Raw genomic sequence first — 26,942 nt, 5'->3', positions numbered from 1 at the left:
CAAAAACAGCACTACCCGCTGGTGGTGTCACTGTCGACATTGAGGCCGCCGATGTACGCGACGCTGGCGCGCCAGATCAGTGCGCAAGGTTTTGTAGCGGGTATGAAGAAGCCGGCTGGAATTCTTGCACTGCATAAGCACCTGGCTTATCGCAAATTAGATGCAGCTTTTGATCCCGACCGCGTGGCGCAGCCAAGGGTGCATATCAGCGATGTTTATGCAGCCTGGTTTAAGCGTTTGTTTGGCATCGACAGCACGCCATCGTCACGCCTGCCTTTCGTGCGGATCCCTGAGCAGTGGGGGCGGTATGCGCAGGAACAGTTAAAGCTGTGGGGTTTCGCGCGCGACAGCCGGCAATCTGTCAATCCGGCTAAGCTGGTTTTCATCAATCCATACGCCAAGACCCGCAAACGCTGCTGGCCGCTGGAGCGGGTGATCGAACTTGTCACTGCATTAAGAGCGCAGGAAGCTTGGAAAGACACCCGCTTTATCGTGAACGTGGTGCCCGAGGAAATGGCGCAAGCTAAAACCTTCTTCGACGGCCATGCGCTTGAACGTTTGCAGTTATTTAGCGCTCAGGATAATTTTTTCCAGTTGCCGGCGGTGTTGCGCGAGTGCGATCTGATTATCTCGGTTGAAACTGCGGTGATGCATTTGGCAAACGCGGTACAGGTACCCGTGATTGCGTTGATGCGCCAGAAAAATCCTGAATGGGCGCCGATCGATAAGGAGAACAGTATCGTCATCACCACTGCGCATCGTCGAGACTGGGTGAAGGCGATTACGGTAGCGCAGGTTATCGCTGTTTTGAATCACAAATAGGAAAGTCTTCGGATTTCTCTTCTTGCGCTTCTTGCCGCCATCGCAGAACAATTTTTTCGACACTTTCGGGCGTGATGTTTTCCATGCAAGCGCAACTTGCGGCCTGACTATCTTTGCAGCCGGGGCAACTGACCGGTAAGCACAAAATTTCCGCCCGCCTTCCCAGTGGCGCCCACCGGCCCGGATGCATCGGACGCGTTGGCGGGAACAAACCGAGTGTGCGCTGACCCAGCGCGGCGGACATATGGAGCGGGCCGGTGCCGCTGGCAATCAAGCCATCGGCCGCGTCAATCAATGAGCTCAGCTGGTCAAGCGTGAACTTGCCGCAGACGTTGCTCACATTTTGTAATCCGATTAATTCCGCGGCATTGTCGGCTAACCATTGTCCTTCGGCAGAGCTTCCGGTCAACCACAGCTGGACATCCGGATATTTGCTTAAGCGCCTGGCAAGTGCAATGTAATGCTTGATCGGCCATTCACGCCCATGTCCGTTCGATTTTGTATGAATGATGAGATTGAATGGATGTGGCTGGAGTAACTTGCTTATTTCCGGATTCTCTGGGACGTCGAAGTCGTAGAGGGCAGGAATAGCCGCAGGTTCAAGGATGGTGTCGAGGCCGAAAGGGCGCAGGAATTCGAAATTGAATTGCGCTTCATGGTGTTCCGAGTTCCCCTTCTTGAAACGTACCCGGCGATTGCAATACAGCATTTGGTATAGCTTATGACGGGCATTGCCGATGCGATTGGTGATGCGCGCTTTGAAAGCCTCGACCGCCAGGCGTTTGCTCGGTTGCGCCAATATGATGGTATCGACGTTGGCATGCGCAAAATAGGCGGCGGGATTCAGCAAGAAACTCTCAAGCTCCACCACTTCGTCAATGCTGTTGCATTGCTTGACAACCGGGGCGGCATAGGCACGGCACAGAAAGCTGATTTTCAGAGCCGGATAGTGCTGTTTCAGATAAGCAGCAATAGGCAGTGTCAGGATGACGTCGCCGATATTGTCGGTGCGGCAGATTAGGACGTGGGAGCTGGTTATTGCCATCTTTGAATCGGTTAAGGCCGTATAAGCATTGAGTTGCAGAAATTATAACCGGCGCTCACGGCAGCCGGCGAGGTTCTAACTTTTGGTTACTTCTTAAACGCAGTTACCTGGCCGCCAGATATTTCATATACCACCTGAAGCTGTCCAGCAGCTGTCCTCGTTTCATCAGGAACCGGGAATACATCCTCATCTCTTTATAGTTTCTTGGCGCCGCATCAAGCGCCAGATCAGCCCAGGGGGAGAGCGCCTGGTATTTGACGAACATGTCTCTGGACGCGTGCAAGCACCAGTCGTTCCAGGGTTTTACCGCACCGGCGAAGTGAATGAAGACCACCTCGCCGATAGCGCGCATCTGGCGCTTGTCTTTTTCCAGGTCATGGATCAGGTCATAGAGGAAATTCCATTTCCTGCCGATATACTTGATCTTTCCTTCCAGAACCACGTTGAGCGCGTCCTGATCCGGGAATCTGTATTCCTTGCCGTTTTCCAGGATCGCAAGGATGGTTTTCTCGGTGATTTCCTGCGCCATCCAGTTATCGACGTGCATATACATCACACCGGAATTGAAATATTTCTGCGACGACAATTGCAGGGCTGCACAGCGTCTTCTGGTGGTCTCATCGGCATCCGGCACGACTATCGCCGCGCTATCGCCGAAATCCATTGGCAATAGCTCAGCCATGCTGCCGACGCACAGAATATCTGCATCCAGGTAGAGCACCTTGTCGCATATTCCACGCAAGGTGGAGGGGATCAGCAGGCGCGTGAATATGGTCGGCGAATAGTAGGAGAACTGCGAGATGTGCGCGAACGGCTGGAATACCGCCGGATCAATGATGTGCACGTGCGTCTTGAGCTGGTACATCTGTTCCAGTTCCTTGAAGCGCTTGCGGTTATCTTCGGAAAGTGAAAAAGCGAACACATGGAAAGTGAAGGTCACGCCGGGGCTGTTGGCGATGACGGAGGCGATCGTCGCCCCCATGCTGCGGCAATAGTGATCGTCGACACAGAAGGCGATGTGGAAAGAATCGTCAGAAGCGTTAGGAGAGTCGGAAGCGTCAGAAGAAATCGGTAAAGAGCTATTCATGTAAGCCTTACATAAGAATGATGTCGTATTGCTCTTGCGGATAAACCGTTTCGACTTGCAGCGAAATCGGTTTATGAATGAAGTCGCCCAGCATGGCCAGATGCTGCGATTCTTCTTCCAGGAACATATCGACCACCACCTGCGACGCCAGGATGCGGAATTCGCGCGGATTGAATTGTTGGGCTTCGCGCAGCACTTCGCGCAGGATCTCGTAGCAAATGGTGCGTGCAGTCTTGACCTGGCCCTTGCCGTTGCAGGCGGGGCAAGGCTCGCACAAGATATGCGCCAGCGATTCGCGGGTGCGTTTGCGGGTCATTTCCACCAAGCCTAGCGCGGAGAATTCCGATACCGATTTTTTAGTGCGGTCGCGTAGCAGGGCTTTGTGCAATTCGGCCAGCACGGCAGTCTTGTGCTCGCCGTTTTCCATATCGATGAAATCGAGGATGATGATGCCGCCCAGATTGCGCAACCTGAGTTGGCGCGCTATGGCATGCGCCGCTTCCAGATTGGTCTTGAAAATCGTGTCGTCGAAATTGCGGCCGTTGACGAAGCTGCCGGTGTTGACGTCGATGGTGGTCATGGCTTCGGTCTGGTCGACGATCAGGTAGCCGCCGGACTTGAGCGGCACGCGGCGGCTCAATGCTTCCTGGATTTCTTCTTCCACGCCGTACAGATCGAACAAGGGCCGCTCGCCGGTGTAATGCATCAGCCGTGCAGTGACAGACGGCGTATAGCTGGCGGCAAACTCTTGCAGCTTCTGGAAATTTTCGCGTGAGTCAACCTGGATGGTGGTGGTCTCGTCGTTGACAAAATCACGCAACACGCGCTGCGCCAGGCTCAAATCCTGGTGCAGCAAGGTCGGCGCCGGCTTGGTTTTTGCCAGCAGCGTGATGGACGACCAGGTCTTGCGCAGGTACTCGATATCCATTTGCAGATCGGCATCCGAGGCGTCTTCGGCCATGGTGCGGATGATGAAACCGCCTTTTTCTTCAGGCGGCAGCAGCTTTTGCACTTTATCTTTCAGCAGCTCGCGTTCAGCCTCGTTTTCAATCCGTTGCGAGATGCCGATATGCCGGTCTTGCGGCAGATACACCAGCATCCGGCCAGCGATCGAAATCTGGGTCGACAACCTGGCGCCTTTGGTGCCGATCGGGTCTTTCACCACTTGCACCGTCAGCGACTGGCCGTCGAACAACAGTTTTTCGATCGGCGTCTGCTGCGCCGCCTGGCCATCGTGCGCCCGGGTTTCCCAAATGTCGGCGACGTGCAGAAAAGCTGCACGCTCCAGTCCGATATCGATAAATGCCGATTGCATGCCGGGCAGCACGCGGACCACTTTGCCCAGATAAATATTGCCAGCCAGGCCGCGCGACAAGGTGCGTTCGATATGCAGTTCTTGCACCGCTCCCTGGAAAATCAGGGCGACGCGGGTTTCCTGGGGCGTGATATTGACGAGGATGTCTTCGCTCATAAAATGCGGATGCCTGCCTGTTGTAGTAGTTGCGCGGTTTCGAAAAGAGGTAAGCCCATGATGCCTGAATGGCTGCCGCGTATGCTTTCGATGAAAATCGCTGCCGGCCCCTGGATGCCATAAGCGCCGGCCTTGTCGTAAGGCTCGCTGGTATCGCAGTAGGCTTCAATCATGGCCTCTGATAATTCCTGGAATAGGACATCCGAAAGCTGCGTGACTTGCCAGAATTGTTCGCGGTGGATGACGGCAATACTGGTGAGGACCTGGTGAGTGCGCCCTGACAAGAGCCGCAGCATGGCCGTCGCCTCGGATTTGTTAGCCGGCTTGCCGAGAATCCTGCCGTCAATTGCGACTGTGGTGTCGGCCGCCAGGATCGGACGTACCGGCAAGCTGCGCCAGACCATCATCTGTTGCGCGGCGCGGGCTTTTTCCATGGTCACCCTGGTGACATAAGCTTGCGGTGATTCTTCCGGCAAGACTTCCTCGCTGACATCGGGGCCGCGTGGCGTCTGGTCGCGCAGCAACAGCAATTCAAACGCGACCCCGATCTGTCGCAGCAACTCCCGCCGGCGCGGGCTTTTCGAAGCAAGATAGATTTTTTGGTAAGGGTTTTTCATTGCTGGCGGCTACGGCAAACGGATCGTCTGATAATTCCAGCGATTATTACAGAGTTACCTGCGTATTGGGTGGCTTATTGGGGCGCTCAGGGGAGGTTCACACGCGGTGATAGGGGTGATTCTGGGTAATCGACCAGGCCCGGTAGAGCTGCTCTGCCAGCAGTACCCTGACCATGCCGTGCGGTAAAGTCAGGCTGGAGATGCGCAGCAGGCTGTCGGCATTGGCCTTGAATTCGGGATCCAGGCCGTCGGCGCCGCCGATGATGAAGGCGACATCGCGCCCGTCGCGCTGCCATTGAGTCAACTGCTGCGATAACTGGACGCTGGTAAGGTCTTTGCCGCGCTCGTCGAGGGCGATGATGCGCACGCCTTTCGGCAGCACCGCTTCGATCCGGCTGCGTTCCAGCGCCATGGCGGTTTCGGCGGTCTTGCTGCCGGACCGTTCGACCGGCTTGATTTCCTTGAGGACGATGCGGCAGTCCGGCGGCATGCGTTTCGCATACTCGCCGAAGCCGTTTTCTATCCATGCCGGCATTTTATGGCCGACCGCAGCGATGATGAGCTGCATGTGGGAGGCTAACGATGCAGCAGCTTATTCAGCCGCTTTGGTTTTTGCCGGAGCGCGCTTGACAGCGGGTTTCTTGGCTGGCGCTTTCTTTGGCGCGGCAGTCTTCTTCGGCGGGATCGAGCTCTTCGATGGCGCTACCTTGATGGTTTTGCCGACCGCCTTCTTGGCGCCGTCGGTTTTCACCGGTTTCTTGCGCGCAGGTGCTTTCTTCGGTGTTTCGTCTTCTGGCTTCAACGCTTGCGAGGTAGTCAGATGGCGCGAAACTTTCTTCGGCGCTTCTTCCTCGGCGGCGGTGCGGGTGGAAATCCGCTTGGCGGCGCCGAACTTGACTTCCTTGTCGCCCCAGATTTCTTCCAGGCGGTAATAAGCGCGGATCGCCGGTTGCATGATATGCACCACCATGTCGCCCATGTCGACCAATACCCATTCGCCGGTATCTTCACCTTCGACGCTGAGAATGGTGCCGCCGTTTTCTTTGACCTTGTCGCGTACCGAGGCGGCCAGCGCCTTGGTTTGGCGATTGGACGTGCCGGAAGCAATCGCAATACGATCGAACAAGCCGGTCAGGTGGACCGTGTCGTAGACGCGAATGTCTTGGGCTTTGACGTCTTCGAGTGCATCGATGACGAGAGTTTGTAGTTTTTTGATATCCATTTAATTCTTATAGAGATGATGTTGTTCAATATAGTCCAGTACTGCCGCCGGGACCAGCGTGCCGGGTCTTTTTGCATTGTGCAGCGCGGCACGAATTTCTGTTGCCGAAATATCTACAGCCAGATTCTTCGCCAGGTAGGTCAAGCCGTGCGGGCTCTGGCGAATCTGCTCCGGGGTGGCGGCGCGGCGTGTAAATTCGCGCGTGACCTCGGCTGGAACCTGCGATTCATCCATGGCAAAACCGGGCCGCGAAGCCACTCCCAGATGCGCATAGTCAAACAGGCGGTCCCAACCCTGCCAGCTGTTCAAATGCTGCAACTGGTCAGCACCCATCAGGAACACGATAGACGCTTGCGGCCCCAGTTCGGCGCGCAATGCTTGCAACGTATCTATCGTGTACGTCGCGGTCTGGCGCTGGATTTCCTGCTGATCGATGACAACCGCCACGCTTTGCTGGCTAAATGCAAGCCTGACCATCTCGACCCGCTGTTCCGGGCTGGCTTCCAGGCCGTGTTTTTGCCAAGGATTGCCGGCTGGAATCACCCGCAATTCATCTGGCGTCAACAGGGTCGCAAAGTATTTCGCCAGCGCCACATGACCATTATGGACTGGATCGAAACTGCCGCCGAGAACTGCGATGCATGGCCTGGGCCGAGCTTGGGACTCTTGATTGGATGTCATCGGGGAACTGTCCATCAAACCCACTCGCGATGGATCAGAAAATCGGTATACAGCTTGGCTTCCGGGCTTCCTGCCGCCGGCTGCCAGTCGTAACGCCACTTGACCACGGGCGGCATCGACATCAGGATGGACTCGGTACGTCCTCCGGATTGCAGACCGAACAAAGTGCCGCGATCATACACTAAATTGAATTCAACATAGCGGCCGCGGCGATATGCCTGGAAATCCCGCTCGGTTTCACCGTAGGGAATATCCTTGCGGCGCGCCAGGATGGGCGTATATGCCGGGATAAACGCATTGCCGACGCTTTGCATCATGGCAAAGCTCTGTTCGAAACCCAGCTGGTTGAAATCGTCGAAGAAAATGCCGCCGACGCCGCGCGGTTCCTTGCGATGTTTCAGATAGAAGTAATCGTCGCACCATTGCTTGAAGCGCGGGTAGAGCGCTGCTTTGGTATCCTTGTCGGCTGCGCTGTCGAAGGGCGTCAGGGCGTCGCGGCAGCTGCGGTGAAAGTGTTCGACGTCTTCCGTAAAACCGTAATACGGCGTCAGATCCATGCCGCCGCCAAACCACCATACCGGCTCCTTGCCTTCGGCGCTGGCGATAAAGAAACGTACATTCATGTGTACCGTCGGCGCAAACGGGTTACGCGGATGCATCACCAGCGACACCCCCATGGCTTCCCACTGCCGGCCGGCCAGTTCAGGGCGGTTGGCGGCTGCCGACGGCGGCAGGCTGGTACCCATCACGTGCGAGAAGCCGACGCCGCCGCGTTCCAGTACATTGCCTTCTTCGATGATGCGCGAAATGCCGCCGCCGCCTTCCGCACGTTGCCATTGGTCGCTACCGAATGAATTGCCGTCGATCTGCTCCAGCGCCGCGACGATGCGTGCTTGCAGGTCGAGCAGATAGGATTTGACGGCCGTGGCCGGACTGCCGGGAGTGATGTTTGAGCTCATCGAGGAAGAAAATAATGCTTGCGCTAATAGGAGCAGGGTGGGCAGGTTCTTCTGCCCACGCGGAAACGCACTCCGTGGGCACAGCTGCCCACCCTGCGTGTCATATGCCGGCGGCCTGATCAGGCATGTTTCTTCAGTGCCCGCCAGCCGATATCGCGGCGGAATTGCGCACCGCTGAAATGAATCGCGTCAACTACGTTGTAGGCCTGCTTCTGCGCCATTTTGACGCTATCGCCCAGGCCGACCACGCACAGAACCCGGCCGCCGGAAGTCGTCAAACGCTCGCCGTTCAAGGTGGTGCCGGCATGAAACGTCACGGTATCGACAGTCTCGGCGGGAATCCCCGTAATCAGGTCATCCTTGCGCGGGGCGTCGGGATAACCGGCTGCGGCCATCACCACGCCGAGCGCGGTGCGGCGGTCCCACTCCAGCTCAATCGTGTCCAGCGTGCCGTTGACAGCATGTTCCATGACCTGCAGCAGATCGGTTTTCAGGCGCGCCATGATCGGCTGGGTTTCCGGGTCGCCCATGCGGCAATTGAATTCCAGCGTCTTCGGATTGCCTTTATCGTCGATCATCAGGCCGGCGTATAAAAAGCCGCTGAACGGAATGCCGTCCTTGGCCATGCCTTGCACCGTAGGCGTGATGATTTCCCGCATGACACGTGCGTGCAGCGCCGGCGTGACGATAGGCGCCGGTGAATAAGCGCCCATGCCGCCGGTGTTCGGACCCTGGTCGTCATCCTTGAGGCGCTTGTGATCCTGGCTGGTGGCCAGCGGCAAGATGTGCTTGCCGTCGACCATGACGATGAAGCTGGCTTCCTCGCCGGCCAGGAATTCCTCGATCACCACGCGCGCGCCGGCGTCGCCGAGGCGATTGTCGGACAACATCATATCCACTGCGCCATGTGCCTCTTCGATAGTCATGGCAACCACCACGCCCTTGCCGGCAGCCAGGCCATCGGCCTTGATGACGATCGGCGCGCCTTTTTGATCAATGTACTGATGGGCGGCGTTGACGTCGGAAAAGGTTTGATATTCGGCGGTCGGGATGTGATGCCGCTGCATGAAGGATTTGGCGAAATCCTTCGAGCTTTCCAGCTGCGCGGCTTCACGCGTCGGTCCGAAAATCTTCAGGCCGCGATCGCGGAAAATATTCACGATGCCGGCCGCCAGCGGAGTCTCAGGGCCGACCACCGTGAGCGCGACATGTTCGCGCTCGACGAAATCGGCCAGCGCCGCCGGATCGGTGATGTTGATGTTTTCCAGCCGCTGATCGAGTGCGGTGCCGCCGTTGCCGGGCGCCACGTAGACGGTTTGTATACGCGGGGATTGGGCGATTTTCCACGCCAGGGCATGCTCACGGCCGCCAGAGCCGACTACGAGAATTTTCATAAAGGTATACGATCCGTATCAGTCTTGGATGACTGCGTTACTGTAAATTTCTTGCACGTCGTCCAGGTTTTCCAGAGCGTCGAGCAGCTTTTGCATCTTGATCGCATCATCGCCGGAGAACACGGTTTCGGTTGCCGGCTTCATGATGATTTCCGCCATTTCAGCCTTGAAACCGGCTTTTTCCAATGCCTCTTTGAGCGCCGCAAAATCATGTGGTGCGGAAATGACTTCAATCCCGCCTTCGTCGTCGGTGATGACGTCTTCCGCACCGGCTTCCAGAGCGGCTTCCATCAAGGCGTCCTCATTGGTGCCTGGCGCGAACAGCAACTGGCCGCAATGCTTGAACATGAAAGCCACGGAACCTTCGGTGCCCATGTTGCCGCCGAACTTGGAAAACGCGTGGCGGACTTCGGCCACGGTGCGGATTCTATTGTCAGTCATGCAATCGACAATGATGGCGGCGCCATTGATGCCATAACCTTCGTAACGTACTTCTTCATAGTTGACGCCATCCAGGCCGCCGCTGCCGCGCTGGATTGCACGGGTTACGTTATCCTTCGGCATATTGGCGTCGGATGCCTTGTCAATCGCCAGCCGCAAGCGCGGGTTGGCGTCGGCATCGCCGACGCCCATGCGGGCTGCAACCGTGATTTCCTTGATCAACCGGGTCCAGATCTTGCCGCGTTTGGCATCGGTGGCGGCCTTCTTATGTTTAATATTGGCCCATTTGCTGTGTCCAGCCATGATGGTTCTTTCTTGCTTGAGTTAGCTATAATCAAAGCGCAATTTTACCATATTGCACTTTCTTGAAATCCATTGAAATCGACCTCCACGCCCGTTAAAACATGCCAAATCCCCTCCTGATTGCGAAAAATGCCCAGCAAGAGCTGACGCTTCTACCTGCGTTAGTCAATCGCCATGGTTGTATCACCGGCGCTACCGGCACCGGCAAAACCGTGACCTTGCAGGTCATCGCGCAGGCACTCTCGGACAGCGGCGTGCCGGTCTTCATGGCGGACGTCAAAGGCGATCTGTCCGGTCTTGCCAAGGCTGGCGCAACGTCGGCCAAGCTGAAGCAGCGCCTGGAGACGCTAGGCATCGATGAGCCGCAGTGGGCAGCGACGCCGGTGACTTTCTGGGACGTGTACGGCGTGCAGGGGCATCCGGTGCGGGCCACCATTTCCGATATGGGACCCTTGCTGCTGGCGCGCATGCTCAATCTGAACGATACGCAGCAAGGCGTATTGCAACTGGTTTTCAAGATCGCCGACGATAGCGGCTTGCTGCTGCTGGATCTGAAGGATCTGCGGGCGATGCTGCAGCACGTCGGCGATAACGCCGCCGGCTTCCAGACCGAATACGGCAATATTTCCGCCGCCAGCATCGGCGCCATCCAGCGTGGCCTGATCGGCATCGGCGAGCAGGGCGGCGAACAGTTTTTCGGCGAACCGATGCTGAATATCGATGACCTGATCCAGACCGACGGCAATGGCAAGGGCGTGGTGAATATCCTGGCGGCCGACAAATTGCTGAACGCACCGCGTTTGTATTCGACCTTTTTGCTGTGGCTGCTGTCGGAACTGTTCGAGCATCTGCCGGAAGTCGGCGATCTGGACCAACCGAAGCTGGTCTTCTTCTTCGACGAGGCGAATTTACTGTTCAGCGAAGCGCCCAAACCCTTGCTGCAAAAGATCGAGCAGGTGGTGCGTTTGATCCGCTCCAAGGGAGTGGGCGTGTTCTTCGTCACGCAAAACTCGCTGGATATCCCAGACACCGTGCTGGGTCAGCTTGGCAACCGCGTGCAGCATGCGCTGCGCGCCTATACGCCACGCGACCAGAAGGCAGTGCAAGCCGCCGCCGATACCTTCCGTGCTAATCCCGATTTGAATACCGCGCAAGTCATCGGCGAGCTTGGCGTCGGCGAAGCACTGGTGTCTTTCCTGGATGAGAAGGGCCGTCCGAATATCGTCGAACGCGCTTTCATCCTGCCGCCGGCATCGCAGATCGGCCCGATCACCGCTGACGAGCGCAAGCAGTTGATGGCAGCTTCGATCGTCGCCGGGGTGTATGAGACTGCGGTTGATCGTGAGTCAGCATACGAAAAATTAAAGGGGCGTGCTGCCACTCCAACTGCCAAAGACGGCGTCGAGACGGGCGCAGATTCTTCAATCGGTGCAACCGTCAGTGCATGGGGCAGCGTGTTGGGTGGTCTGCTCGGCGGCGGTTCCGGGCGCAAAGATACGGTAGTCCAGGCTGTCGTCAAATCCGCTGCACGCACCATCGGCTCGCAAGTAGGACGCGAATTGATTCGCGGCGTGTTGGGCTCCTTGCTGAAAAAGAAGTGAGATGTTCGACACCGCATGATTGCGTTCGCGGGGCGGGTAGGAAGACAAATTTCTTTCTATCCGTTCCCTTAGCAACGCAATCTTCACATACCTATTACAATTCCAATACGGGCAAGCAATGAGCAGCACGGTACTCCCTGGCAGTCGCCAGATTTTTCTTGGCGGCCTGGCAATTGCGGTTGCCGGCGCCATCCTGTTTTCTGCCAAGGCTATCGTCGCCAAGCTGATTTATCGCTATCCGGTCGATGCCGTATTGCTGATTACGTTTCGCATGCTGTTTGCATTGCCCCTGTTTGCCGCAGTGGCTTTGTGGAAGGCGCGCAGCGAGGCGTCGTTGTCGAATCTCGACCGGGTGCGGATTGTGGCGCTGGGATTGATCGGGTATTACCTGTCGAGCTTTCTTGATTTTCTTGGCTTGCAATATATTTCTGCCGGACTGGAGCGCCTGATACTGTTCTTGACGCCTTCGTTCGTGTTGCTGATGTCGTTTTTGTTTTATCGGCGCCAGGTGAACTGGCTGGAGTGGATGGCTTTGCTGATTTCTTACCTGGGGACGGTGCTGGTGTTTTTGCACGATGTGCGCCTGGGGGGATCGAATGTCGGTCTGGGCAGTGCGCTGGTGCTGGGTGCGGCAATCAGTTATGCGCTATACCTGATGCTCTCCGGAGAACTGGTGAGCCGGGTCGGCGCGATGCGGCTGGTGGCGTACGCGATGTGTGTATCTTGCGCCGCTTGCATTGTGCAGTTCATGCTGTTGCGGCCGCTGCCGATTCTGTTCCAGCAGCCTGCGGCTGTGTATGGTTTGTCCATCATCAATGCCGTGTTTTGCACTGTGCTGCCGGTATTCATGACCATGATTGCGGTGGCCCGCATCGGTCCCGCGACTGCGGCGCAGGCCGGCATGGTGGGGCCGGTCTCCACCTTGATTTTGGCGGAACCGATTACGGCGATTCAATTGACCGGTACCGGTCTGGTGTTGGTGGGTATTTATCTGATCTCAAAAAAGAAAACATAGAAGAAAACATAAAAGCTGAAAAAGCCGGAGTTTGAGGATTTCGAGGAATTTAGACGCACTATTTGGAGGTGAAATTAATCATGGTAAAAGCAATCAGGATGTCGAAGACCGGTGGCCCGGAAGTGATGGAATATGTCGACGTGGAAGTCGGAGACCCGGGGCCGGGCGAGGTGCGGATACGGCATGTCGCTTGCGGCTTGAATTTTATCGATGTCTACTTCCGTACCGGCTTGTATCCGCAGCCATTGCCAGGCGCCCTGGGACAGGAAGCAGCCGGCGTGATCGAGGCAGTCGGCGCCGGTGTGCAGCATGTCAAGGTAGGCGACCGGGTGTCGTATGCGACTCGCCCCAATGGCGCGTATTCCGAAGCGCGCGTGATGCCTGCCGCGTTCCTGATCAAATTGCCTGATTCCATCAGCTTCGATACTGCCGCCGCAATGACGTTGCAGGGTCTGACGGCGCAATATCTGTTCCGTCGCACTTTCCCCTTGCGCGGCGGTGAAACCATTTTGTTCCACGCCGCTGCCGGTGGCGTCGGCCTGATCGCCAGCCAATGGGCCAAGGCGCTGGGCGTGACCATGATAGGCACGGTCAGCTCAGCCGAAAAAGCGGCGCTGGCGACTGCAGCCGGCTGCACCCATGTGATTAACTACAAAACCGAGAATTTCGTTGAGCGGGTGCGTGAAATCACTGGCGGCAAAGGCGTGCCGGTGGTCTACGATTCGATCGGCAAAGATACTTTCATCGGCTCGCTGGACAGCTTGGCGCCGCTGGGCACCATGGTCAGTTTCGGCAACGCTTCCGGCGCCGTGCCGCCGTTCAGCCTGAACGAGCTGGCCTCACGCGGCTCGCTGACCATCACCCGGCCTTCGCTGCCGAGTTACATTTCCAGCCGTGCCGATCTGGATGCGGCGGCGGCAGACTTGTTCCAGATGGTAGACAGCAAAAAAATCACGATTGAAATCAATCAACGCTATGCCTTGAAAGATGTGGCGCAAGCGCATGCCGATCTGGAGTCGCGCAAAACTACCGGCTCCACTATTTTGATCCCCTGAGGTATGTATGAATGACCCTTTGAAACAGCAGCCGGACGCGCAGCTGGACAATCCGATGAATCATCCGGAGGAGCAGGCGACCGGTAGCGAAGGTTCGCCCAAGTTTGGCCGCCTGCTGATCGTGCTGGTGCTGGCGGTCATTCTGATCGGTTTCATCACGTTTGCCAGCGAATGGTTTTATAGCTGACAAATAGTTGATAAATGGTTGACAAGCGGTTGACAAGCGGCTGACAACATCAGCATGCAATAAAAACGGCCTGTGGTCTCACCGAAGTGGGAGCACAGGCCGTTTTGCCGTAAACCGGCTTCTATTTTTGCTCTTCAACCTTTAATTCAACCTGATGCGGGACACCGCTTTTTCCAGGGAAATCGGTAAATGCGCTGCGCACCATATACGGCATTACAGCCGGCAGCGAATTCGTCTTGCCTTCGCTGGTGACGGTAACGTCATACAGTTTTTGGCCGTTGCCGGCGCGCGTGATGGCGACGTTCAAGCGCCGCTGGAACAGTTGATAATTGTATTCGCGTTGGCCTACCACTTGCGGCGTGTACCAGAACGGATCATAAAACGGGCTGTAAAACCCTGGATGGCCCCAGCCATACGGCCCGTAAGGGCCGTACCACATAGGATCCGCCACCACCGGTTCGACTACATGCACGTCGCGCGCGGCAATGCCGTAGTCAAGGGCGACTTTCAATTGTGGAGCGGCGTTGTCCGCTGCTACGAATCCCAGGCGCTGCAGTTCTGCGCGCACCAGATTTTCATAATTCCGGTATTCCAGATCATTGCTCTGGGCTGCGGTATGTTCGAATACATAGGATTTATTCGGCAAATCGGCCGGCCATTCGTTGAAGGCAGTAACGTCGCTGCGGATAACGGTGGCGCAACCGCCCAGCAACAGTGTTAATGCAGCTAAACAGACACAAATGATGCGTTTCATGGTGATTCCTCTTGTTGGGGGGATGCGCATGCCAGTTCCATGATTTGCCTGATGGGCAATATCCGGTGCTGGCAACGCCAATTCTGTCCTGGCTGAACGGTGATCATTTTAGCCAAGTCTTGATAGTGTTGCTCTATCGCTTTGTCACTATCTGTAAGCTGAGGGATAGAGTTTGTCGCTTGATTAATGAAAAGTGCATTTATGGCAATTTTAAGTGAATTTCCGTGCCGGGGCTTTTATTTGCAGCTTGATATCGCTGGATCATCGATAAGCCAGCAATTCCGCTGCAAATTGCATGATGGTTTTGCTCTTTGATTGGTAGAATCACAGTCTGCCCGAATTATTGAGACTGACCAGCCACGTTATTAAGCAAGTCACTGAGCGATCCTTAGCTGACACACTTAGTTGCCGACTGTAGTTACCAACCATAGTTATCGACCGTTGTTATCAATCGTAGTTATCAATACTAACCGTTACCAGACTACTTCCCATGCGCACAGACACTTCAGCTACGCCAGCAACCATTCTCCGTAAGGATTACACCGTCCCAGCCTTTCTGGTCGACAGCGTCGACATGGGCTTCGATCTCGATCCTGCAGCTACCCGTATCGCTACACGCATCACGATGCGCCGCAATCCAGCCAGCAGCAGCAAGGAAATCGTCTTGTTCGGCGAGGAGCTGGAACTGGTGCAACTGCGCCTCAACGGCAAGCAATTGAAACCCGGCCAGTACCAGCTGGAAGCCGGTAAATTGCGCATCGCATCGGCGCCGGCCAAGGTGGTGCTGGAAATTGAAACGCTGACCAGTCCAGAGAAAAATACCTCGTTGATGGGTCTGTATGTGTCCAACGGTAATTTCTTCACCCAGTGCGAAGCCGAAGGCTTCCGCAAGATTACTTATTTCCCTGACCGTCCCGATGTGATGGCCAAATATACCGTCATGCTGCGCGCCGACAAGAAAAAATATCCGGTGCTGCTGTCGAACGGCAATCTGATCGAAGAGGGCGATCTGGCCGACGGCCGCCACTACGCCAAATGGGAAGACCCGTTCAAGAAACCGTCTTATCTGTTTGCGCTGGTGGCTGGCGATCTGGTTTGCCAGGAACAGAAATACACCTTGAAATCCGGTCGCGAAGTCTTGCTGCAAGTCTGGGTCGAAGACGGCAACCTGGATAAGACCCAGCACGCCATGGATTCGCTGATCAACAGCATTCGCTGGGATGAAGAGCGGTTCGGCCTGGAACTAGACCTGGATCGTTTCATGATCGTTGCCGTTGGCGATTTCAACATGGGCGCGATGGAAAACAAGGGCCTGAACATTTTCAACACCAAATATGTGTTGGCCAATTCGCGTATCGCTACCGATGTCGACTACGCCAATATCGAAGCGGTGGTCGGCCATGAATATTTCCACAACTGGACCGGCAATCGCGTCACCTGCCGCGACTGGTTCCAACTGTCCTTGAAAGAAGGCCTGACCGTGTTCCGCGACCAGGAATTTTCGGCGGACATGGTCGGCACCGACAGCGGCCGCGCCGTCAAGCGGATTGACGACGTGCGCGTCTTGCGCCAGGCCCAGTTCCCTGAAGACGCCGGTCCGATGGCGCACTCGGTGCGGCCTGATTCTTATGTCGAAATCAATAATTTCTACACCGTGACGATTTATGAAAAGGGCGCCGAAGTAGTGCGCATGTACCAGACTTTGTTTGGTCGCGACGGTTTCCGCAAGGGCATGGATTTGTACTTCGAGCGCCATGACGGGCAAGCGGTCGAGTGCGACGATTTCCGTGCCGCGATGGTGGACGCCAATGGCCGCGATCTGAGCCAGTTCGAACGCTGGTACAGCCAGGCCGGTACGCCGCGGGTACAAGCGCAGAGCAAGTACGACGCCGCCAGCAAGACCTATGAGCTGACACTGTCGCAGACTTGCGCGCCAACCCCGGGCCAGGCCAAGAAATTGCCATTTCATATCCCGGTAGCAGTCGGCCTGCTCGACAGCAAAGGTAACGACATGCCGTTGCGTTTGCAGACAGACGGCAAGGGCAAGGCCAGCGGTGACGCCGGTGCCGCAACCACTCGCGTACTCGAACTGACCAAAGCGCAGCAGACCTTCCGTTTTGTCGATGTCGCCGAACAACCGGTGCCTTCGATCTTGCGTAATTTTTCTGCGCCGGTGGTGCTGGACGCCGCATACAGCGACGCCGAGCTGGCTTTCCTGCTGGCGCACGACAGCGATCCATTCAATCGCTGGGAAGCCGGCCAGCGCCTGGCTACGCGTAGCTTGCTGGCGCTGACTGCAGCGGCCCAGGATGCCTCGCAAGCCGGCCATGTGGCGACGCTGCAAGATGTCTTGGACAATGCAGCTTCCAACAGCGGCGCACTAAGCGAAGCATTTAGCCTGATCCTCAACGATGCAACACTCGACGCCGCTTTCCGTGAGCAAACCTTGACGCTGCCGTCGGAAGCGCTGCTGGCAGAACAGACTGACGTGATTGATCCGCAAGCGATCCACAAGTCGCGCCAGTATCTGCGTGGCAAACTGGGGCAGGCGCTCAAGGACGATCTGCTGGCGGCTTATCACGCCAATCAAACGCCGGGCGCTTACAGTCCCGATGCAGAAGCATCCGGCAAGCGCGGCTTGAAGAACGTCGCCTTGGCGTATCTGATCCAGGCCGACGACGCTGTTGCGCATGCACTGGCGCAGCAGCAATACGATAACGCCAACAACATGACCGACCGCCTGGCCGCACTGGTTGCGCTGACCAACAGCAGCGCGCCGGGCAAGGCTGCCGCCCTGGAAAAATTCTATAAAGATTTCGAACAGGAAGCATTGGTCATCGACAAATGGTTCGCCCTGCAAGCTACGGCTCACACCGCCGATGTCGCGGCGATCCGCGCTTTGTCGGAACATCCAGCCTTCACGCTGAAAAATCCGAATCGCGCGCGCAGCCTGATTTTCAGTTTCTGCAGCGGCAATCCGGTCAATTTCCACGCGGTCGACGGCAGCGGTTATGAGTTCTGGGCAGACCAGGTGATCGAACTTAACGGCGTCAACCCGCAAGTGGCTGCGCGCCTGGCGCGCAGCCTGGATCGCTGGCGCAAATATGCGCCCGTGCTGCAGGAAAAAATGCGTGCCGCCTTGCAGCGTGTCGCAGAAGCACCACACTTATCGAAGGACGTACTGGAAGTCATCGGCAAAGCGCTCGCCAATTGATTTTTGCGGTTTTTGCCGTTTTTGCAATTTCGCGGCCGATGGCGGGTTTGCCCGGCGATCGGCCATGAAAAGCCACAACAAAGAAAGAGCAATATGAAACGTATTAGTCTTACCCAGCACCTGATCGAGCAACAGCGTTTGCATAACAGCATTCCGGCAGAACTGCGCCTGTTGATTGAAGTAGTCGGGCGCGCCTGCAAAACCATCAGTCACGCGGTCGGCAAGGGTGCGCTGGGTGAAGTGCTGGGCAGCGCCGACAGCGAAAACGTGCAAGGTGAAGTGCAGAAGAAACTGGATATCATTTCCAATGAAATCCTGCTGGAAGCCAATGAATGGGGCGGCCATCTGGCGGCCATGGCTTCGGAAGAAATGGAATCGATTCATCCGATTCCAAACCGCTATCCGCAAGGCGAATACATGTTGCTGTTCGACCCGCTCGACGGCTCCAGCAATATCGACGTCAATGTCTCGATCGGCACCATTTTCTCGGTACTGAAAGCACCGGACGGCATGAAATCGCCAACCGAAAAAGATTTCATGCAATCAGGCCGCAAGCAGGTTGCCGCCGGCTACGCCGTCTACGGCCCGCAAACCATGCTGGTGCTGACTACCGGCAACGGCGTGCATTGCTTTACCCTGGATCGTGAAATGGGTTCGTGGGTATTGACCCAGCGCGACATGCAGATCCCGGCCGAGACCAAGGAATTTGCGATCAATGCATCCAATGCCCGCCACTGGCACCCGCCGGTCACGCGTTACGTCAACGAGATGCTGGCCGGCAGCACCGGGCCGCGCCAAAAAGATTTCAACATGCGCTGGATTGCATCGATGGTGGCCGACGTCCATCGCATCCTGAACCGCGGCGGCATCTTCATGTACCCGGCCGACGCCCGTGAGCCGGACAAGCCAGGCAAGCTGCGCCTGATGTACGAAGCCAATCCGATGGCTTTCATCGTCGAGCAAGCAGGCGGCGCCGCCACCGACGGCAAGCAGGCGATCCTGGATATCCAGCCGGAGAAATTGCACCAGCGCGTGCCGGTGTTTCTCGGTTCGAAAAGCGAAGTCGAACTGGTGACGCGTTATCATCAAGAATAGGCAGGAACCCGCTCCGTGAGATCAGGTCTGATACAGGGTAGGGACCAGGTTTTACGGAGCGCCACGACGGTCAGGCGTCAGACCTAGTAAAATCGCATACCTGTAAGCCGGCGTGCCTGCAGCAATATTTATCAATATGAAGACAAGAGGAAAAGATTGAAAACTGCACTAATCGGAGATAAGGACATCCCCGAGTTCGATCACGACATCATGACCAATCTGCTGATCAAGACGGTCGAACTGAACGTCGTCAGGCAAGAGCAGATGTTGCTCGGCATCCGCAATGCGAAACAGGAAATTTACCGTGTTATCGGCGCTTCCAGCAGCAAACAATTCAACAACGCTTCGGAAGAGCTGGAAGACCTGGGTTTGATTAATGAACTGGACGAAGTCGATCGCGACAAGAATGGCTACGACGCGATTTTCGGTTTGACCGGGTAACATCCGGCCTGCAGATACTGTCAGCTCGATGGGCTGACAGGATTTAACCTGGAAGCTATCTGCCTTCCGTTCTCCTCCCTTTCCTCCTTCGTTCATCCCGCTCTTCTACTTGCGATCAGAATAAGCCAGCAAAAAGCGCTGCAATTTTGACTTCATTATATTCCCGTATGGAAATATAATGGCCGCTGCATTCAACTAGGGAACAGAATAATGAAAGCAGTCATTGCACTGACGGTGCTAACGATCATTATCATGGCGGTGATTGCCGTGGTCACCAGGGAGAAGCAGGCGGCGCAACAGAAACGCCGCGAGTACATCAAGAAAAAGCCTCTATCCAGCAACGAACAGATCATGTACTGGCGGCTGGTCGGCGCCTTGCCGGACTATATGGTGCTGGCGCAAGTCGGTTTGAGCCGTTGCCTAGGCACCAAGGGCAGCGGCGGCCTCGACGCCCTGACATCAAAGAACCTGGATTTCGTGATTTGCGATAAGGCCAGCGATGTGGTGGCGGTGATTGAAATAGACAACAAGAGTTACAACAGCAAGATTCTCAGCAAAGAGGATGAAAGAAAGTACAAGGCGCTGAAAAAAGCGGGCATCGACATCATCAGATGGCGCGCAAATTCGCTGCCGAGCGAAGCCGACATCCGCGAGCGATTCACACTGCTGGATCCGAGCAAAAAACTGAGAGTGGTGAAAAGTAAAAGCCGTCAAACCAGCATATTCGGAATAGGCATAGGCAAATATCGCAATACCGGCGCCGGCTGAGGCGAGTTGGAAAACCTATACAGCTTGCTGCTTTATACCGTAATCACACAGTTACGGCCCTGGTTTTTTGCGCGATAAAGACGCTCGTCCGCGGCACGGAAAATCGTATCAATGGTGCTGCCGTCGTGGCCAAATTGCGCTACCCCGATGCTGACCGTGAGTATCACTTTGGGAATGACGATGCTGGCGAACATGGTGTTTTCCGTTGCCGACCTGATGCGCTCGCCGATCGCCACAGCCACTTCCAGCGTCGCTTGCGGCAGCAAGACCATGAACTCTTCGCCGCCCATGCGCGCCACTACGTCATAGGGACGAATCTCTTCCAGGCATTTCTGGACGAAGCCCTGCAACACTTCATCACCCACCTGATGACCGTAATGATCGTTGATGGCCTTGAAATTATCCAGATCAAGAGCCAGCAAGGCGAACGACAGGCGGTCACGCTTCGCCCTGGCGATTTCGGCGTCCACTCTTTCGATAAAATTGCGGCGGTTGGCGGCGCCGGTCAAGGGATCGGTGGATGCCAGATGTTCCAGCATCTGGTTGCTATGCTTTAACTCTTGCAGCGCATTTTCCGTTCTCACCATCGCCATCGCCAGACGATTCACCATTTCTTCCTGATTGTAGATATTGGCGAATGAACGGGTGGTGTGAAATGCCTGGATGATGCCGTAGCTGAGGAAGAAAAATCCGCCGGCAAAAATGACGTGGGCCAGCCACCACATATGATTCCAGGGGCGGCCAAAAATGAAGGCCAGCGATGACAAACCGAACAGGGCGATCGAAATGCCGAAAATCGTCATCATCGGCGAGCGGATCCGGCCGGCCAGCATGATAGCCAGGTTGACCGCCGAAAAGAACAGCGCACCGCCTTCCATCGTCAGACGGACCGCCGGATTGCCGGCAATCGCCGAATAGGCGAGAATCGCCACCGCGATGTCGGCCAGTAAAAACATCGCTATCCATATCAGCCATGAGCGCGGATTGAGACGTTGTTCAGGCGTGTCCGACTCCTGGTTGAACGACAATAAGCCAATCAGCAGCAAGATCGCCATCGCCAGCCGGGACGCCGGGCCGTACAGCAGGAACAACCAGATGTTGTGATGCGCCATGCCGGTAAAGACGCCGTGCAGGGCATAAATCAAGGTAAACCCGAGAAACCCCAAAGTCAGCCAGCGCAGCAGCGGCTCTCCCGACGACAGGTAACAGCGCCAACTCACATAGGTAACGAACAGACCTTCGAGAGTGGCGGCGGCAATCGCGATTTCGTGGAACAGGTGATTTTCAAATTTGAGCGCCGGATCCTGGAAGAAATACAGGTAGGCAATCAGAACAGCGGGGGATAATGCGAAAGCGGCGATCAGGAAGGCCGCGTAAATTTTGGTCACCCGGCGAATTGGCTCTGGCCTGTCACCGATATTTGCACTCATGTCCATATGCATCCTCACCGAGATGATGGTTCCGTCATTAAACGGCGGCATGTCAGTCCACAAAATTATTGCCGAAAACAAGTTCCTGTAAGCAAGGTAACAAACATTCTCGTAAGAAAACAGGCCCACGCAAAAAAATATTTCAAGCATCGCCGGGATTTTGGCAAGATTGCATATACGGCATTAAAAGGAGAGCTACATGAGTGAGCAGTCAAAGAGCGGCGAGTTTGCCAACTTACGCGATCAAATCCGCCAATTCGTTAGCGAACGCGACTGGGATCAGTTTCATACTCCCAAAAATCTGTCCGCCGCGCTGTGTGTTGAAGCGGCTGAACTTCTTGAGCATTTTCAATGGCTGCCAAGCGGAAGTGCCGACGAACTCGGTCCGGCCAAGTTGCTGCAGGTCCGGCATGAAATGGCTGATGTACTGGTTTACCTGATCCGTCTGGCCGATAAGCTCGATGTCGATCTCAGTGCGGCAGTGTCAGAAAAAATGGTGCTCAACCGGATCAAATATCCGGCAGATAAGGTGCGTGGCGATGCGCGCAAATACTCGGAATACAAGGACTAGCAACTAGCGGTCAACGGCAGCAATCCTTGATTTTCACGTCTCTCAAGCGCTGGCAATCCAGTTAGGGTTTTCAAGGTTTGGCCAGCTTGCCGTTTGCCAAGGCAGTCGTGTTCAGGCACTCACCCTCTGCCCAGGTTTCCCGCAGCGTAGTGCGTAAGGTGCGCAGATGTTGCTGCTGCTCACGCAGCGTATCCATGAGTTGCTTGATCTCCTGCAGCCGGCCGTCCAGCTTGCGCAGCAACTCATCCTTGGACAGTTCCTCATCGCTGGCGAACACGCTGCGGATAGCGTCCAGCGAAAATCCCAGGCTCTGCGCCATCTGGATCCGGCGCAGGCGTTCGACGGCCGCCTCTGCATAGTCGCGATAGCCGTTGCTCCCGCGTTCAGGCTTGGGCAGCAAACCGCTTTGCTCGTAATAGCGGATCGCCGAGGGCGCCATGCCGGTTTTGTCCGCCAGTTCACCAATCTTCATATCGCTTGACCTTAAAGTTGACTTCAAGCTTAGCATACAGTATTTCCTACTCTCGCTAGCGAGCCCGCCATGACCTCAATCATGTTTTCATCTTTGCAACTGCCGAACGGCAGCCTCCTACCCAACCGCCTGGCCAAGGCCGCCATGGAAGAAAATATGGCTGACCGTGGCCAACTGCCCGGCGCTGCCATCCACCGCTTATACCGGGCCTGGGCCGACGGCGGCGTCGGCCTGATCATCACCGGTAATGTCATGATCGACGGCCGGGCGCTGACCGGCCCAGGCGGCATAGTGCTGGAAGCCGAGACGCCATTGCGACCTTTCATGCAATGGGCCGAGGCTGCAAAACACAAGGGCGCACAGGTATGGATGCAGCTCAATCATCCCGGCCGTCAGGTGATGGCCGCCATGGGCGGCGCGGCTTGGGCGCCGTCAGCGCTGGCGCTGGACATGGGCAAGCACAGCAAGCTGTTCGTACAGCCCAAAGCCATGAGCGATGCCGAGATCCAGGAAGTCATCACGCGCTTTGCCGCCAGTGCCGCCGCTGCCGAGCGGGCAGGATTTACCGGGGTCGAGATCCACGCCGCCCATGGTTATCTGATTTCACAATTCCTGTCGCCTTTGAGCAATCAACGCAGGGATGAATGGGGTGGCAGCCTGGCCAACCGGGCGCGCTTGTTGCTGGACGTGGTGCGCGCAGTGCGCGCCGCAGTCTCGGCCAGCTTTTGCATCGCGGTAAAACTCAACTCCGCCGATTTTCAGCGCGGCGGCTTTAGCGAAGACGACGCCAGGCAAGTCATCCTGTGGCTCAATGACTTGCAGGTGGATCTGGTCGAACTGTCTGGCGGCAGTTACGAAAGTCCCGCGATGCAAGGACGTACCGCAGATGGCCGTAGCTTGGCGCGTGAAGCTTATTTCCTGGAGTTTGCCAAAGAACTGGCCGCCGTCGCCCGTATGCCGGTAATGACCACTGGCGGGATCAGCCGCAAGGCGGTGGCAGAGCAAGTTCTCGCCAGCGGCGTGGCGGTGGCGGGCATGGCGACGGCGTTGGCGATTGTTCCCGATTTGCCGGCGCAATGGCTGGCGGGCGGTGATCAGACTGCACACAGTCCGCAAGTCGATTGGAAGGATCAGGTGATGGCGGCAGTGGCGCGCATGGCCCTGGTCAAACGCCGCTTGCGTTTGCTCGGCGCCAGTCGCACGGCGGCGGCCAATCATTCGCCGCTAGTGAGTTTAATTATCGATCAGTTGCGCACGCGCCGTCTGACACGGCGCTATCGGCGCTGGTCGCAGGCGCGGGCTTGAGTAAGTCGCCGCGTCCATGCGGCCGGATTTGATCGCTACAGACTGATCTTGCCGCGGCCGATTTCGATGACCTTGCCGCCCACCTGGATGGCAGAGTCGGCCGTCACTTTAAGCCGCAACAGACAGGGCCGCTGCACTGCTTCGCCTTGCTCGATTTCATATTCCACAGGCAGCGCATGGCGATTGGCGATCAGCCAGCCGCCAAGGTTGGCGCAAGCCGATCCGGTGCCGGGATCTTCGGCCACGCCGCCGCCTTGCTTGGAAAAGAAGTAACGGGAGAGCACCCGGCCAGGCTGATCTGGATCGAAAGCAAACACGTATACGGTCTTGCGCTCAAGGCTGCTTTCAGGCCAGGCGTCAAGCTGCGCGCTTTCGGGATGCGCGCGGCGCACAGCGTCCGTGCTGCGCAACGCTACCAGCAACTGATCGGCGCCGGTGTCGACCCACACAGGCGGGGCTAGCAAATCGTGCTCGTTCAAGCTGAGTAATTCCGCCATTTTCGCTTGTGTCAGGTTTGCCGGCGCTGTCTTCGGTTCACCACTCTGAGGGGCGGTGAAAGTCCAGATATCGCCTGCGGCGCGTACCGGGACTATGCCAGCCGTGAATTCCAGCGAGAGTGCGTCGCCGGTGCCGGCCAGGTCGCGCACCACATGCGCAGTGCCCAGCGTCGGATGGCCGGCAAACCGCATTTCATAACCGGGCGTGAAAACTCGCACGCGGGCGTCGGCGCGCTCGGAGGGCAGGATAAACGTGGTTTCCGATAGGTTGAACTGCAGTGCCAGCGCTTGCATGGTGGCGTCGTCCATGCCGCGCGCGTCTTCAAATACGCACAGCTGATTGCCGCCGAAAGTGGATTCTGCAAAGACGTTGAGGATGCGGAAGGCGTAGGTGGTCATAGAAAACCTGCTGTTCTGATAAGAGGGAAATTCTAGCAGGTAAATTGCAGCAAACCAGTCTCGTTGAAGGTTCGGTTTTTTTAGATATTCCCTTGACAATACGTCAAACAAAGCGCAAAAGTTTTCTTTGTCCCATCCATGAAATAAATGGGCGTTGGAGGCAAAAAATGGACTTCAATTTGCCGGAATTGATCGAGCTGGAGAGCATTATTCAGGAGGGACAACCTTACCTGGAAGCTCGCTCAGTGTGCGAAATCGAATTGAAGGGCCATCACTTTCCGATCTATGTCTTGTCTATCGGCAGCAAAAATCCGGAGGCGCCGGCGGTCGGTTTTTTCGGCGGCGTTCACGGTCTGGAACGCATCGGCACCCGAGTTCTCCTGGCCTTCTTGCACAGCTTGCTGGCACGCTTGAAATGGGATGCGGTATTGCATCACCAATTGGCGTCGGTACGTTTGATTTTCATGCCTTTGGTGAATCCTGCCGGGATGTGGGACAGTACCCGCAGCAACCCGAGAGGCGTGGACCTGATGCGCAATGCGCCGATAAACTCCAGCGAGAAAGTCTTTTTTCTGCTGGGCGGACAACGCATCAGCTCGCATTTGCCCTGGTACCGCGGGGCAAGCAACATGCCGATGGAAGCCGAGGCCCAGGCACTGTGCAACGTCGTGCAACAAGAGCTGCTGAGCCGCCCATTCAGCATTGCGCTGGATTGCCACTCCGGTTTCGGATTGAAGGATCGCATCTGGTTTCCCTACGCCTGCAGCCGGACGCCGATGCGGCACTTGCCGCAAGTTCTCGCTCTCAAGGATCTGTTTAATCAAACCTACCGCGAACACGATTATTTGTTCGAGGCGCAAAACTGCCAGTATCTGACCCATGGCGATTTGTGGGACTACCTTTACCTGCAAGTATCAGCCAGCAGTGATCGGGTTTTTCTGCCGCTCACGCTGGAGATGGGATCCTGGCTTTGGGTAAAAGAAAATCCGCGTCAGCTGTTTTCCCGCCTGGGCATGTTCAATCCCAAATCACCCGGACGTTTGCATCGCGTGCTGCGCAGCCACCTGGTATGGCTCGATTTTCTGACCAGGGCCGCCGGCGCGCATCAGTATTGGGTGCCAGGCAATCCTGAGCGACCGGAACAACACGAGGCGCGCCATGAGTAAATGGGTGTTTCTGAGAGGGCTGATGCGGGAGACGCGGCACTGGGGAAAGTTTCCGGAGCTGTTCCGTTCGATGGTGCCGGAGGCCGATATCACACTTCTCGATTTACCCGGAAACGGCAGCCTGCACGCGCTCAAAAGCCCGATGCGAGTGGAGCAGATGACAGATTCCTGCCGCCGACAGCTGTTGAGCCAGCATATCGCGCCGCCCTATTATTTGTTAGCCTTATCTTTGGGTGGAATGGTCGCAACCGATTGGGCTGCGCGTTATCCGGATGAAGTCGATGGCTGTGTTCTGCTCAATACCAGCTTACGTCCTGTCAGCCCATTCTATCGACGCCTGAGGCCGCGCAATTATCCGGCACTGCTGGCTCTTGGTCTGTTAGGTCTGCATAAGCGCAATGTCGGGCGGCAGGAAAGTCTCCTGTTGCGCTTGACCAGCAATCAATGCGCGCAGCAAGCGGAGGTGCTGGCTGACTGGATCAGTTATCAACGCGACCATCCGGTCACCTATCGGAACGCCTTGCGCCAGCTATGCGCGGCAATCCGTTATCGCGCGCCCGCGCACGCGCCGCCGCCGCCGCTGCTGATTCTTGCCAGCGGCGCGGACCGCTTGATCGATCCACGCTGCTCACAGCAGCTGGCGCATCGATGGCAGGCATCCTTGGCGACACAAGCCAGCGCTGGTCACGACCTGCCGCTGGATGCCGGGCATTGGGTGGCGGAACAAGTGCGGGATTGGCTGGCGAGCTCTTCCCATGCGTCTTGGTAACGGAGGTGGTGGTGGGATCAAAAAGAGGTTCCTGGGGAAGCTGGAGCCTCTTTTCAAATTGGTGCCGATGACCGGAATCGAACTGGTGACCTACGCGTTACGAGTGCGTTGCTCTACCAACTGAGCTACATCGGCGTCGCCGCCATATCTGGCGGATTTGC

General features: G+C 56.5%; 27 protein-coding genes and 1 tRNA gene. 13 read left to right on the top strand and 15 right to left on the bottom strand.

The genetic code is table 11. The annotated features are described in order from the left end of the window. On the top strand, positions 1-822 hold an 822-nt coding region (locus tag KHU33_RS07350), incomplete at its 5' end, for a glycosyltransferase family 9 protein (RefSeq protein ID WP_211461900.1). On the opposite strand, the gene KHU33_RS07345 is transcribed toward KHU33_RS07350, so the two are convergent. From KHU33_RS07345 to KHU33_RS07300, 10 genes are all read right to left on the bottom strand, one after another. After that, entirely contained in the window at positions 797-1,867 is a 1,071-nt protein-coding gene (locus KHU33_RS07345; protein ID WP_211461898.1) for a glycosyltransferase family 9 protein, read from the bottom strand. The two genes, KHU33_RS07350 and KHU33_RS07345, sit on opposite strands and share 26 nt — an antisense overlap. Before the next feature lie 103 nt (positions 1,868-1,970). Beyond that, positions 1,971-2,954, bottom strand: coding sequence for a glycosyltransferase family 8 protein (locus tag KHU33_RS07340; protein ID WP_211461896.1), 984 nt, complete (start codon positions 2,952-2,954; stop codon positions 1,971-1,973). A 7-nt stretch (positions 2,955-2,961) separates the two neighbouring features. Further along, positions 2,962-4,425 carry a ribonuclease G gene (rng, locus tag KHU33_RS07335; protein ID WP_211461895.1) on the bottom strand — a complete coding sequence of 488 codons (1,464 nt, stop codon included), beginning with the start codon at positions 4,423-4,425 and terminating at the stop codon, positions 2,962-2,964. Next, entirely contained in the window at positions 4,422-5,042 is a 621-nt protein-coding gene (locus KHU33_RS07330; protein WP_211461893.1) for a Maf family protein, read from the bottom strand. Before KHU33_RS07330 ends, rng begins: the two co-directional genes overlap by 4 nt. 97 nt (positions 5,043-5,139) lie before the next feature. Continuing rightward, a complete protein-coding gene (gene rlmH, locus KHU33_RS07325; protein WP_092358986.1) occupies positions 5,140-5,610 on the bottom strand; it encodes a 23S rRNA (pseudouridine(1915)-N(3))-methyltransferase RlmH in 471 nt (156 codons plus the stop codon). 24 nt (positions 5,611-5,634) lie between these two features. After that, the gene (gene rsfS, locus KHU33_RS07320; protein ID WP_211461891.1) at positions 5,635-6,264 is read right to left on the bottom strand and encodes a ribosome silencing factor; all 630 of its coding nucleotides are present in this window, start codon (positions 6,262-6,264) and stop codon (positions 5,635-5,637) included. After that, positions 6,265-6,945, bottom strand: a complete 681-nt coding sequence (locus KHU33_RS07315) for a nicotinate-nucleotide adenylyltransferase (RefSeq protein ID WP_211461889.1) — start codon at positions 6,943-6,945, stop codon at positions 6,265-6,267. It abuts the gene before it with no gap. Between the two features lie 14 nt (positions 6,946-6,959). Then, positions 6,960-7,904 carry an oxygen-dependent coproporphyrinogen oxidase gene (gene hemF, locus KHU33_RS07310; protein ID WP_211461887.1) on the bottom strand — a complete coding sequence of 315 codons (945 nt, stop codon included), beginning with the start codon at positions 7,902-7,904 and terminating at the stop codon, positions 6,960-6,962. A 119-nt stretch (positions 7,905-8,023) separates the two neighbouring features. Next, a complete protein-coding gene (gene purD / locus KHU33_RS07305) occupies positions 8,024-9,298 on the bottom strand; it encodes a phosphoribosylamine--glycine ligase (RefSeq protein WP_211461885.1) in 1,275 nt (424 codons plus the stop codon). A gap of 18 nt (positions 9,299-9,316) precedes the next feature. Then, on the bottom strand, positions 9,317-10,042 hold the full coding sequence (locus KHU33_RS07300; protein WP_211461883.1) for a YebC/PmpR family DNA-binding transcriptional regulator: 726 nt from the start codon (positions 10,040-10,042) through the stop codon (positions 9,317-9,319). A gap of 101 nt (positions 10,043-10,143) precedes the next feature. Here KHU33_RS07300 and KHU33_RS07295 point away from each other — a divergent pair, with 101 nt between their 5' ends. The 4 genes from KHU33_RS07295 (at position 10,144) to KHU33_RS07280 (ending at position 13,900) form a co-directional block, all read left to right on the top strand. Further along, a complete protein-coding gene (locus KHU33_RS07295) occupies positions 10,144-11,643 on the top strand; it encodes a helicase HerA-like domain-containing protein (protein WP_211461881.1) in 1,500 nt (499 codons plus the stop codon). Between the two features lie 118 nt (positions 11,644-11,761). Continuing rightward, the gene (locus KHU33_RS07290; RefSeq protein ID WP_211461879.1) at positions 11,762-12,658 is read left to right on the top strand and encodes a DMT family transporter; all 897 of its coding nucleotides are present in this window, start codon (positions 11,762-11,764) and stop codon (positions 12,656-12,658) included. 80 nt (positions 12,659-12,738) lie between these two features. Next, on the top strand, positions 12,739-13,713 hold the full coding sequence (locus tag KHU33_RS07285) for a quinone oxidoreductase family protein (RefSeq protein ID WP_211461877.1): 975 nt from the start codon (positions 12,739-12,741) through the stop codon (positions 13,711-13,713). A 7-nt stretch (positions 13,714-13,720) separates the two neighbouring features. Beyond that, positions 13,721-13,900 (top strand): hypothetical protein, encoded by a 180-nt coding sequence (locus KHU33_RS07280; RefSeq protein WP_211461875.1) that lies wholly within the window; start codon positions 13,721-13,723, stop codon positions 13,898-13,900. A gap of 121 nt (positions 13,901-14,021) precedes the next feature. Here the strand turns inward: KHU33_RS07280 and KHU33_RS07275 are convergent, their stop codons facing one another. Next, entirely contained in the window at positions 14,022-14,654 is a 633-nt protein-coding gene (locus KHU33_RS07275; RefSeq protein WP_211461873.1) for a DUF4136 domain-containing protein, read from the bottom strand. Between the two features lie 490 nt (positions 14,655-15,144). Between KHU33_RS07275 and pepN the strand changes: the two genes are divergently transcribed. From pepN to KHU33_RS07255, 4 genes are all read left to right on the top strand, one after another. Further along, a complete protein-coding gene (gene pepN, locus KHU33_RS07270; protein ID WP_211461871.1) occupies positions 15,145-17,868 on the top strand; it encodes an aminopeptidase N in 2,724 nt (907 codons plus the stop codon). Between the two features lie 93 nt (positions 17,869-17,961). Then, positions 17,962-18,963 carry a class 1 fructose-bisphosphatase gene (locus KHU33_RS07265; RefSeq protein ID WP_211461869.1) on the top strand — a complete coding sequence of 334 codons (1,002 nt, stop codon included), beginning with the start codon at positions 17,962-17,964 and terminating at the stop codon, positions 18,961-18,963. Between the two features lie 156 nt (positions 18,964-19,119). After that, complete coding sequence (locus tag KHU33_RS07260; RefSeq protein ID WP_211461867.1) at positions 19,120-19,404, top strand: hypothetical protein; 285 nt, start codon at positions 19,120-19,122, stop codon at positions 19,402-19,404. A 210-nt stretch (positions 19,405-19,614) separates the two neighbouring features. Further along, positions 19,615-20,172, top strand: coding sequence for a DUF2726 domain-containing protein (locus KHU33_RS07255; protein WP_211461865.1), 558 nt, complete (start codon positions 19,615-19,617; stop codon positions 20,170-20,172). 32 nt (positions 20,173-20,204) lie between these two features. Here the strand turns inward: KHU33_RS07255 and KHU33_RS07250 are convergent, their stop codons facing one another. Beyond that, positions 20,205-21,614 carry a GGDEF domain-containing protein gene (locus KHU33_RS07250; protein WP_211461910.1) on the bottom strand — a complete coding sequence of 470 codons (1,410 nt, stop codon included), beginning with the start codon at positions 21,612-21,614 and terminating at the stop codon, positions 20,205-20,207. Positions 21,615-21,801: 187 nt separating this feature from the next. Between KHU33_RS07250 and KHU33_RS07245 the strand changes: the two genes are divergently transcribed. Then, complete coding sequence (locus tag KHU33_RS07245; RefSeq protein ID WP_211461863.1) at positions 21,802-22,173, top strand: nucleotide pyrophosphohydrolase; 372 nt, start codon at positions 21,802-21,804, stop codon at positions 22,171-22,173. A gap of 70 nt (positions 22,174-22,243) precedes the next feature. On the opposite strand, the gene KHU33_RS07240 is transcribed toward KHU33_RS07245, so the two are convergent. Then, positions 22,244-22,645, bottom strand: a complete 402-nt coding sequence (locus tag KHU33_RS07240; RefSeq protein WP_211461861.1) for a MerR family transcriptional regulator — start codon at positions 22,643-22,645, stop codon at positions 22,244-22,246. 69 nt (positions 22,646-22,714) lie between these two features. Here KHU33_RS07240 and KHU33_RS07235 point away from each other — a divergent pair, with 69 nt between their 5' ends. Then, complete coding sequence (locus KHU33_RS07235; protein ID WP_211461860.1) at positions 22,715-23,950, top strand: NADH:flavin oxidoreductase/NADH oxidase family protein; 1,236 nt, start codon at positions 22,715-22,717, stop codon at positions 23,948-23,950. Positions 23,951-23,985: 35 nt separating this feature from the next. Here the strand turns inward: KHU33_RS07235 and KHU33_RS07230 are convergent, their stop codons facing one another. Next, positions 23,986-24,846: a PhzF family phenazine biosynthesis protein gene (locus KHU33_RS07230; RefSeq protein WP_211461858.1), complete on the bottom strand. Its 861-nt coding sequence runs from the start codon at positions 24,844-24,846 to the stop codon at positions 23,986-23,988. A gap of 167 nt (positions 24,847-25,013) precedes the next feature. Here KHU33_RS07230 and KHU33_RS07225 point away from each other — a divergent pair, with 167 nt between their 5' ends. Both KHU33_RS07225 and KHU33_RS07220 read left to right on the top strand, forming a co-directional pair. Continuing rightward, entirely contained in the window at positions 25,014-26,012 is a 999-nt protein-coding gene (locus KHU33_RS07225) for a M14 family zinc carboxypeptidase (protein WP_211461856.1), read from the top strand. Continuing rightward, the gene (locus tag KHU33_RS07220) at positions 26,005-26,781 is read left to right on the top strand and encodes an alpha/beta fold hydrolase (RefSeq protein WP_211461854.1); all 777 of its coding nucleotides are present in this window, start codon (positions 26,005-26,007) and stop codon (positions 26,779-26,781) included. Before KHU33_RS07225 ends, KHU33_RS07220 begins: the two co-directional genes overlap by 8 nt. A 59-nt stretch (positions 26,782-26,840) precedes the next feature. Here KHU33_RS07220 and KHU33_RS07215 read toward each other — a convergent pair. Next, positions 26,841-26,916: transfer RNA gene (locus KHU33_RS07215), tRNA-Thr, on the bottom strand. Positions 26,917-26,942 lie beyond the last annotated feature (26 nt).

Source organism: Collimonas silvisoli, from assembly GCF_018305005.1.
GTDB lineage: Bacteria > Pseudomonadota > Gammaproteobacteria > Burkholderiales > Burkholderiaceae_D > Collimonas > Collimonas silvisoli.
The sequence above is the reverse complement of the archived record's forward strand: the minus strand, read 5'-3'. Positions and strand labels throughout refer to the sequence as shown.

Bases quoted from the DNA above. Each gene is read 5' to 3' on its own strand.
- KHU33_RS07345 (WP_211461898.1), bottom strand. From the start codon at position 1,867: ATGGCAATAACCAGCTCCCACGTCCTAATCTGCCGCACCGACAATATC.
- KHU33_RS07340 (WP_211461896.1), bottom strand. From the start codon at position 2,954: ATGAATAGCTCTTTACCGATTTCTTCTGACGCTTCCGACTCTCCTAAC.
- rng (WP_211461895.1), bottom strand. From the start codon at position 4,425: ATGAGCGAAGACATCCTCGTCAATATCACGCCCCAGGAAACCCGCGTC.
- KHU33_RS07330 (WP_211461893.1), bottom strand. From the start codon at position 5,042: ATGAAAAACCCTTACCAAAAAATCTATCTTGCTTCGAAAAGCCCGCGC.
- rlmH (WP_092358986.1), bottom strand. From the start codon at position 5,610: ATGCAGCTCATCATCGCTGCGGTCGGCCATAAAATGCCGGCATGGATA.
- rsfS (WP_211461891.1), bottom strand. From the start codon at position 6,264: ATGGATATCAAAAAACTACAAACTCTCGTCATCGATGCACTCGAAGAC.
- KHU33_RS07315 (WP_211461889.1), bottom strand. From the start codon at position 6,945: ATGACATCCAATCAAGAGTCCCAAGCTCGGCCCAGGCCATGCATCGCA.
- hemF (WP_211461887.1), bottom strand. From the start codon at position 7,904: ATGAGCTCAAACATCACTCCCGGCAGTCCGGCCACGGCCGTCAAATCC.
- purD (WP_211461885.1), bottom strand. From the start codon at position 9,298: ATGAAAATTCTCGTAGTCGGCTCTGGCGGCCGTGAGCATGCCCTGGCG.
- KHU33_RS07300 (WP_211461883.1), bottom strand. From the start codon at position 10,042: ATGGCTGGACACAGCAAATGGGCCAATATTAAACATAAGAAGGCCGCC.
- KHU33_RS07295 (WP_211461881.1), top strand. From the start codon at position 10,144: ATGCCAAATCCCCTCCTGATTGCGAAAAATGCCCAGCAAGAGCTGACG.
- KHU33_RS07290 (WP_211461879.1), top strand. From the start codon at position 11,762: ATGAGCAGCACGGTACTCCCTGGCAGTCGCCAGATTTTTCTTGGCGGC.
- KHU33_RS07285 (WP_211461877.1), top strand. From the start codon at position 12,739: ATGGTAAAAGCAATCAGGATGTCGAAGACCGGTGGCCCGGAAGTGATG.
- KHU33_RS07280 (WP_211461875.1), top strand. From the start codon at position 13,721: ATGAATGACCCTTTGAAACAGCAGCCGGACGCGCAGCTGGACAATCCG.
- KHU33_RS07275 (WP_211461873.1), bottom strand. From the start codon at position 14,654: ATGAAACGCATCATTTGTGTCTGTTTAGCTGCATTAACACTGTTGCTG.
- pepN (WP_211461871.1), top strand. From the start codon at position 15,145: ATGCGCACAGACACTTCAGCTACGCCAGCAACCATTCTCCGTAAGGAT.
- KHU33_RS07265 (WP_211461869.1), top strand. From the start codon at position 17,962: ATGAAACGTATTAGTCTTACCCAGCACCTGATCGAGCAACAGCGTTTG.
- KHU33_RS07255 (WP_211461865.1), top strand. From the start codon at position 19,615: ATGAAAGCAGTCATTGCACTGACGGTGCTAACGATCATTATCATGGCG.
- KHU33_RS07250 (WP_211461910.1), bottom strand. From the start codon at position 21,614: ATGCATATGGACATGAGTGCAAATATCGGTGACAGGCCAGAGCCAATT.
- KHU33_RS07245 (WP_211461863.1), top strand. From the start codon at position 21,802: ATGAGTGAGCAGTCAAAGAGCGGCGAGTTTGCCAACTTACGCGATCAA.
- KHU33_RS07240 (WP_211461861.1), bottom strand. From the start codon at position 22,645: ATGAAGATTGGTGAACTGGCGGACAAAACCGGCATGGCGCCCTCGGCG.
- KHU33_RS07235 (WP_211461860.1), top strand. From the start codon at position 22,715: ATGACCTCAATCATGTTTTCATCTTTGCAACTGCCGAACGGCAGCCTC.
- KHU33_RS07230 (WP_211461858.1), bottom strand. From the start codon at position 24,846: ATGACCACCTACGCCTTCCGCATCCTCAACGTCTTTGCAGAATCCACT.
- KHU33_RS07225 (WP_211461856.1), top strand. From the start codon at position 25,014: ATGGACTTCAATTTGCCGGAATTGATCGAGCTGGAGAGCATTATTCAG.
- KHU33_RS07220 (WP_211461854.1), top strand. From the start codon at position 26,005: ATGAGTAAATGGGTGTTTCTGAGAGGGCTGATGCGGGAGACGCGGCAC.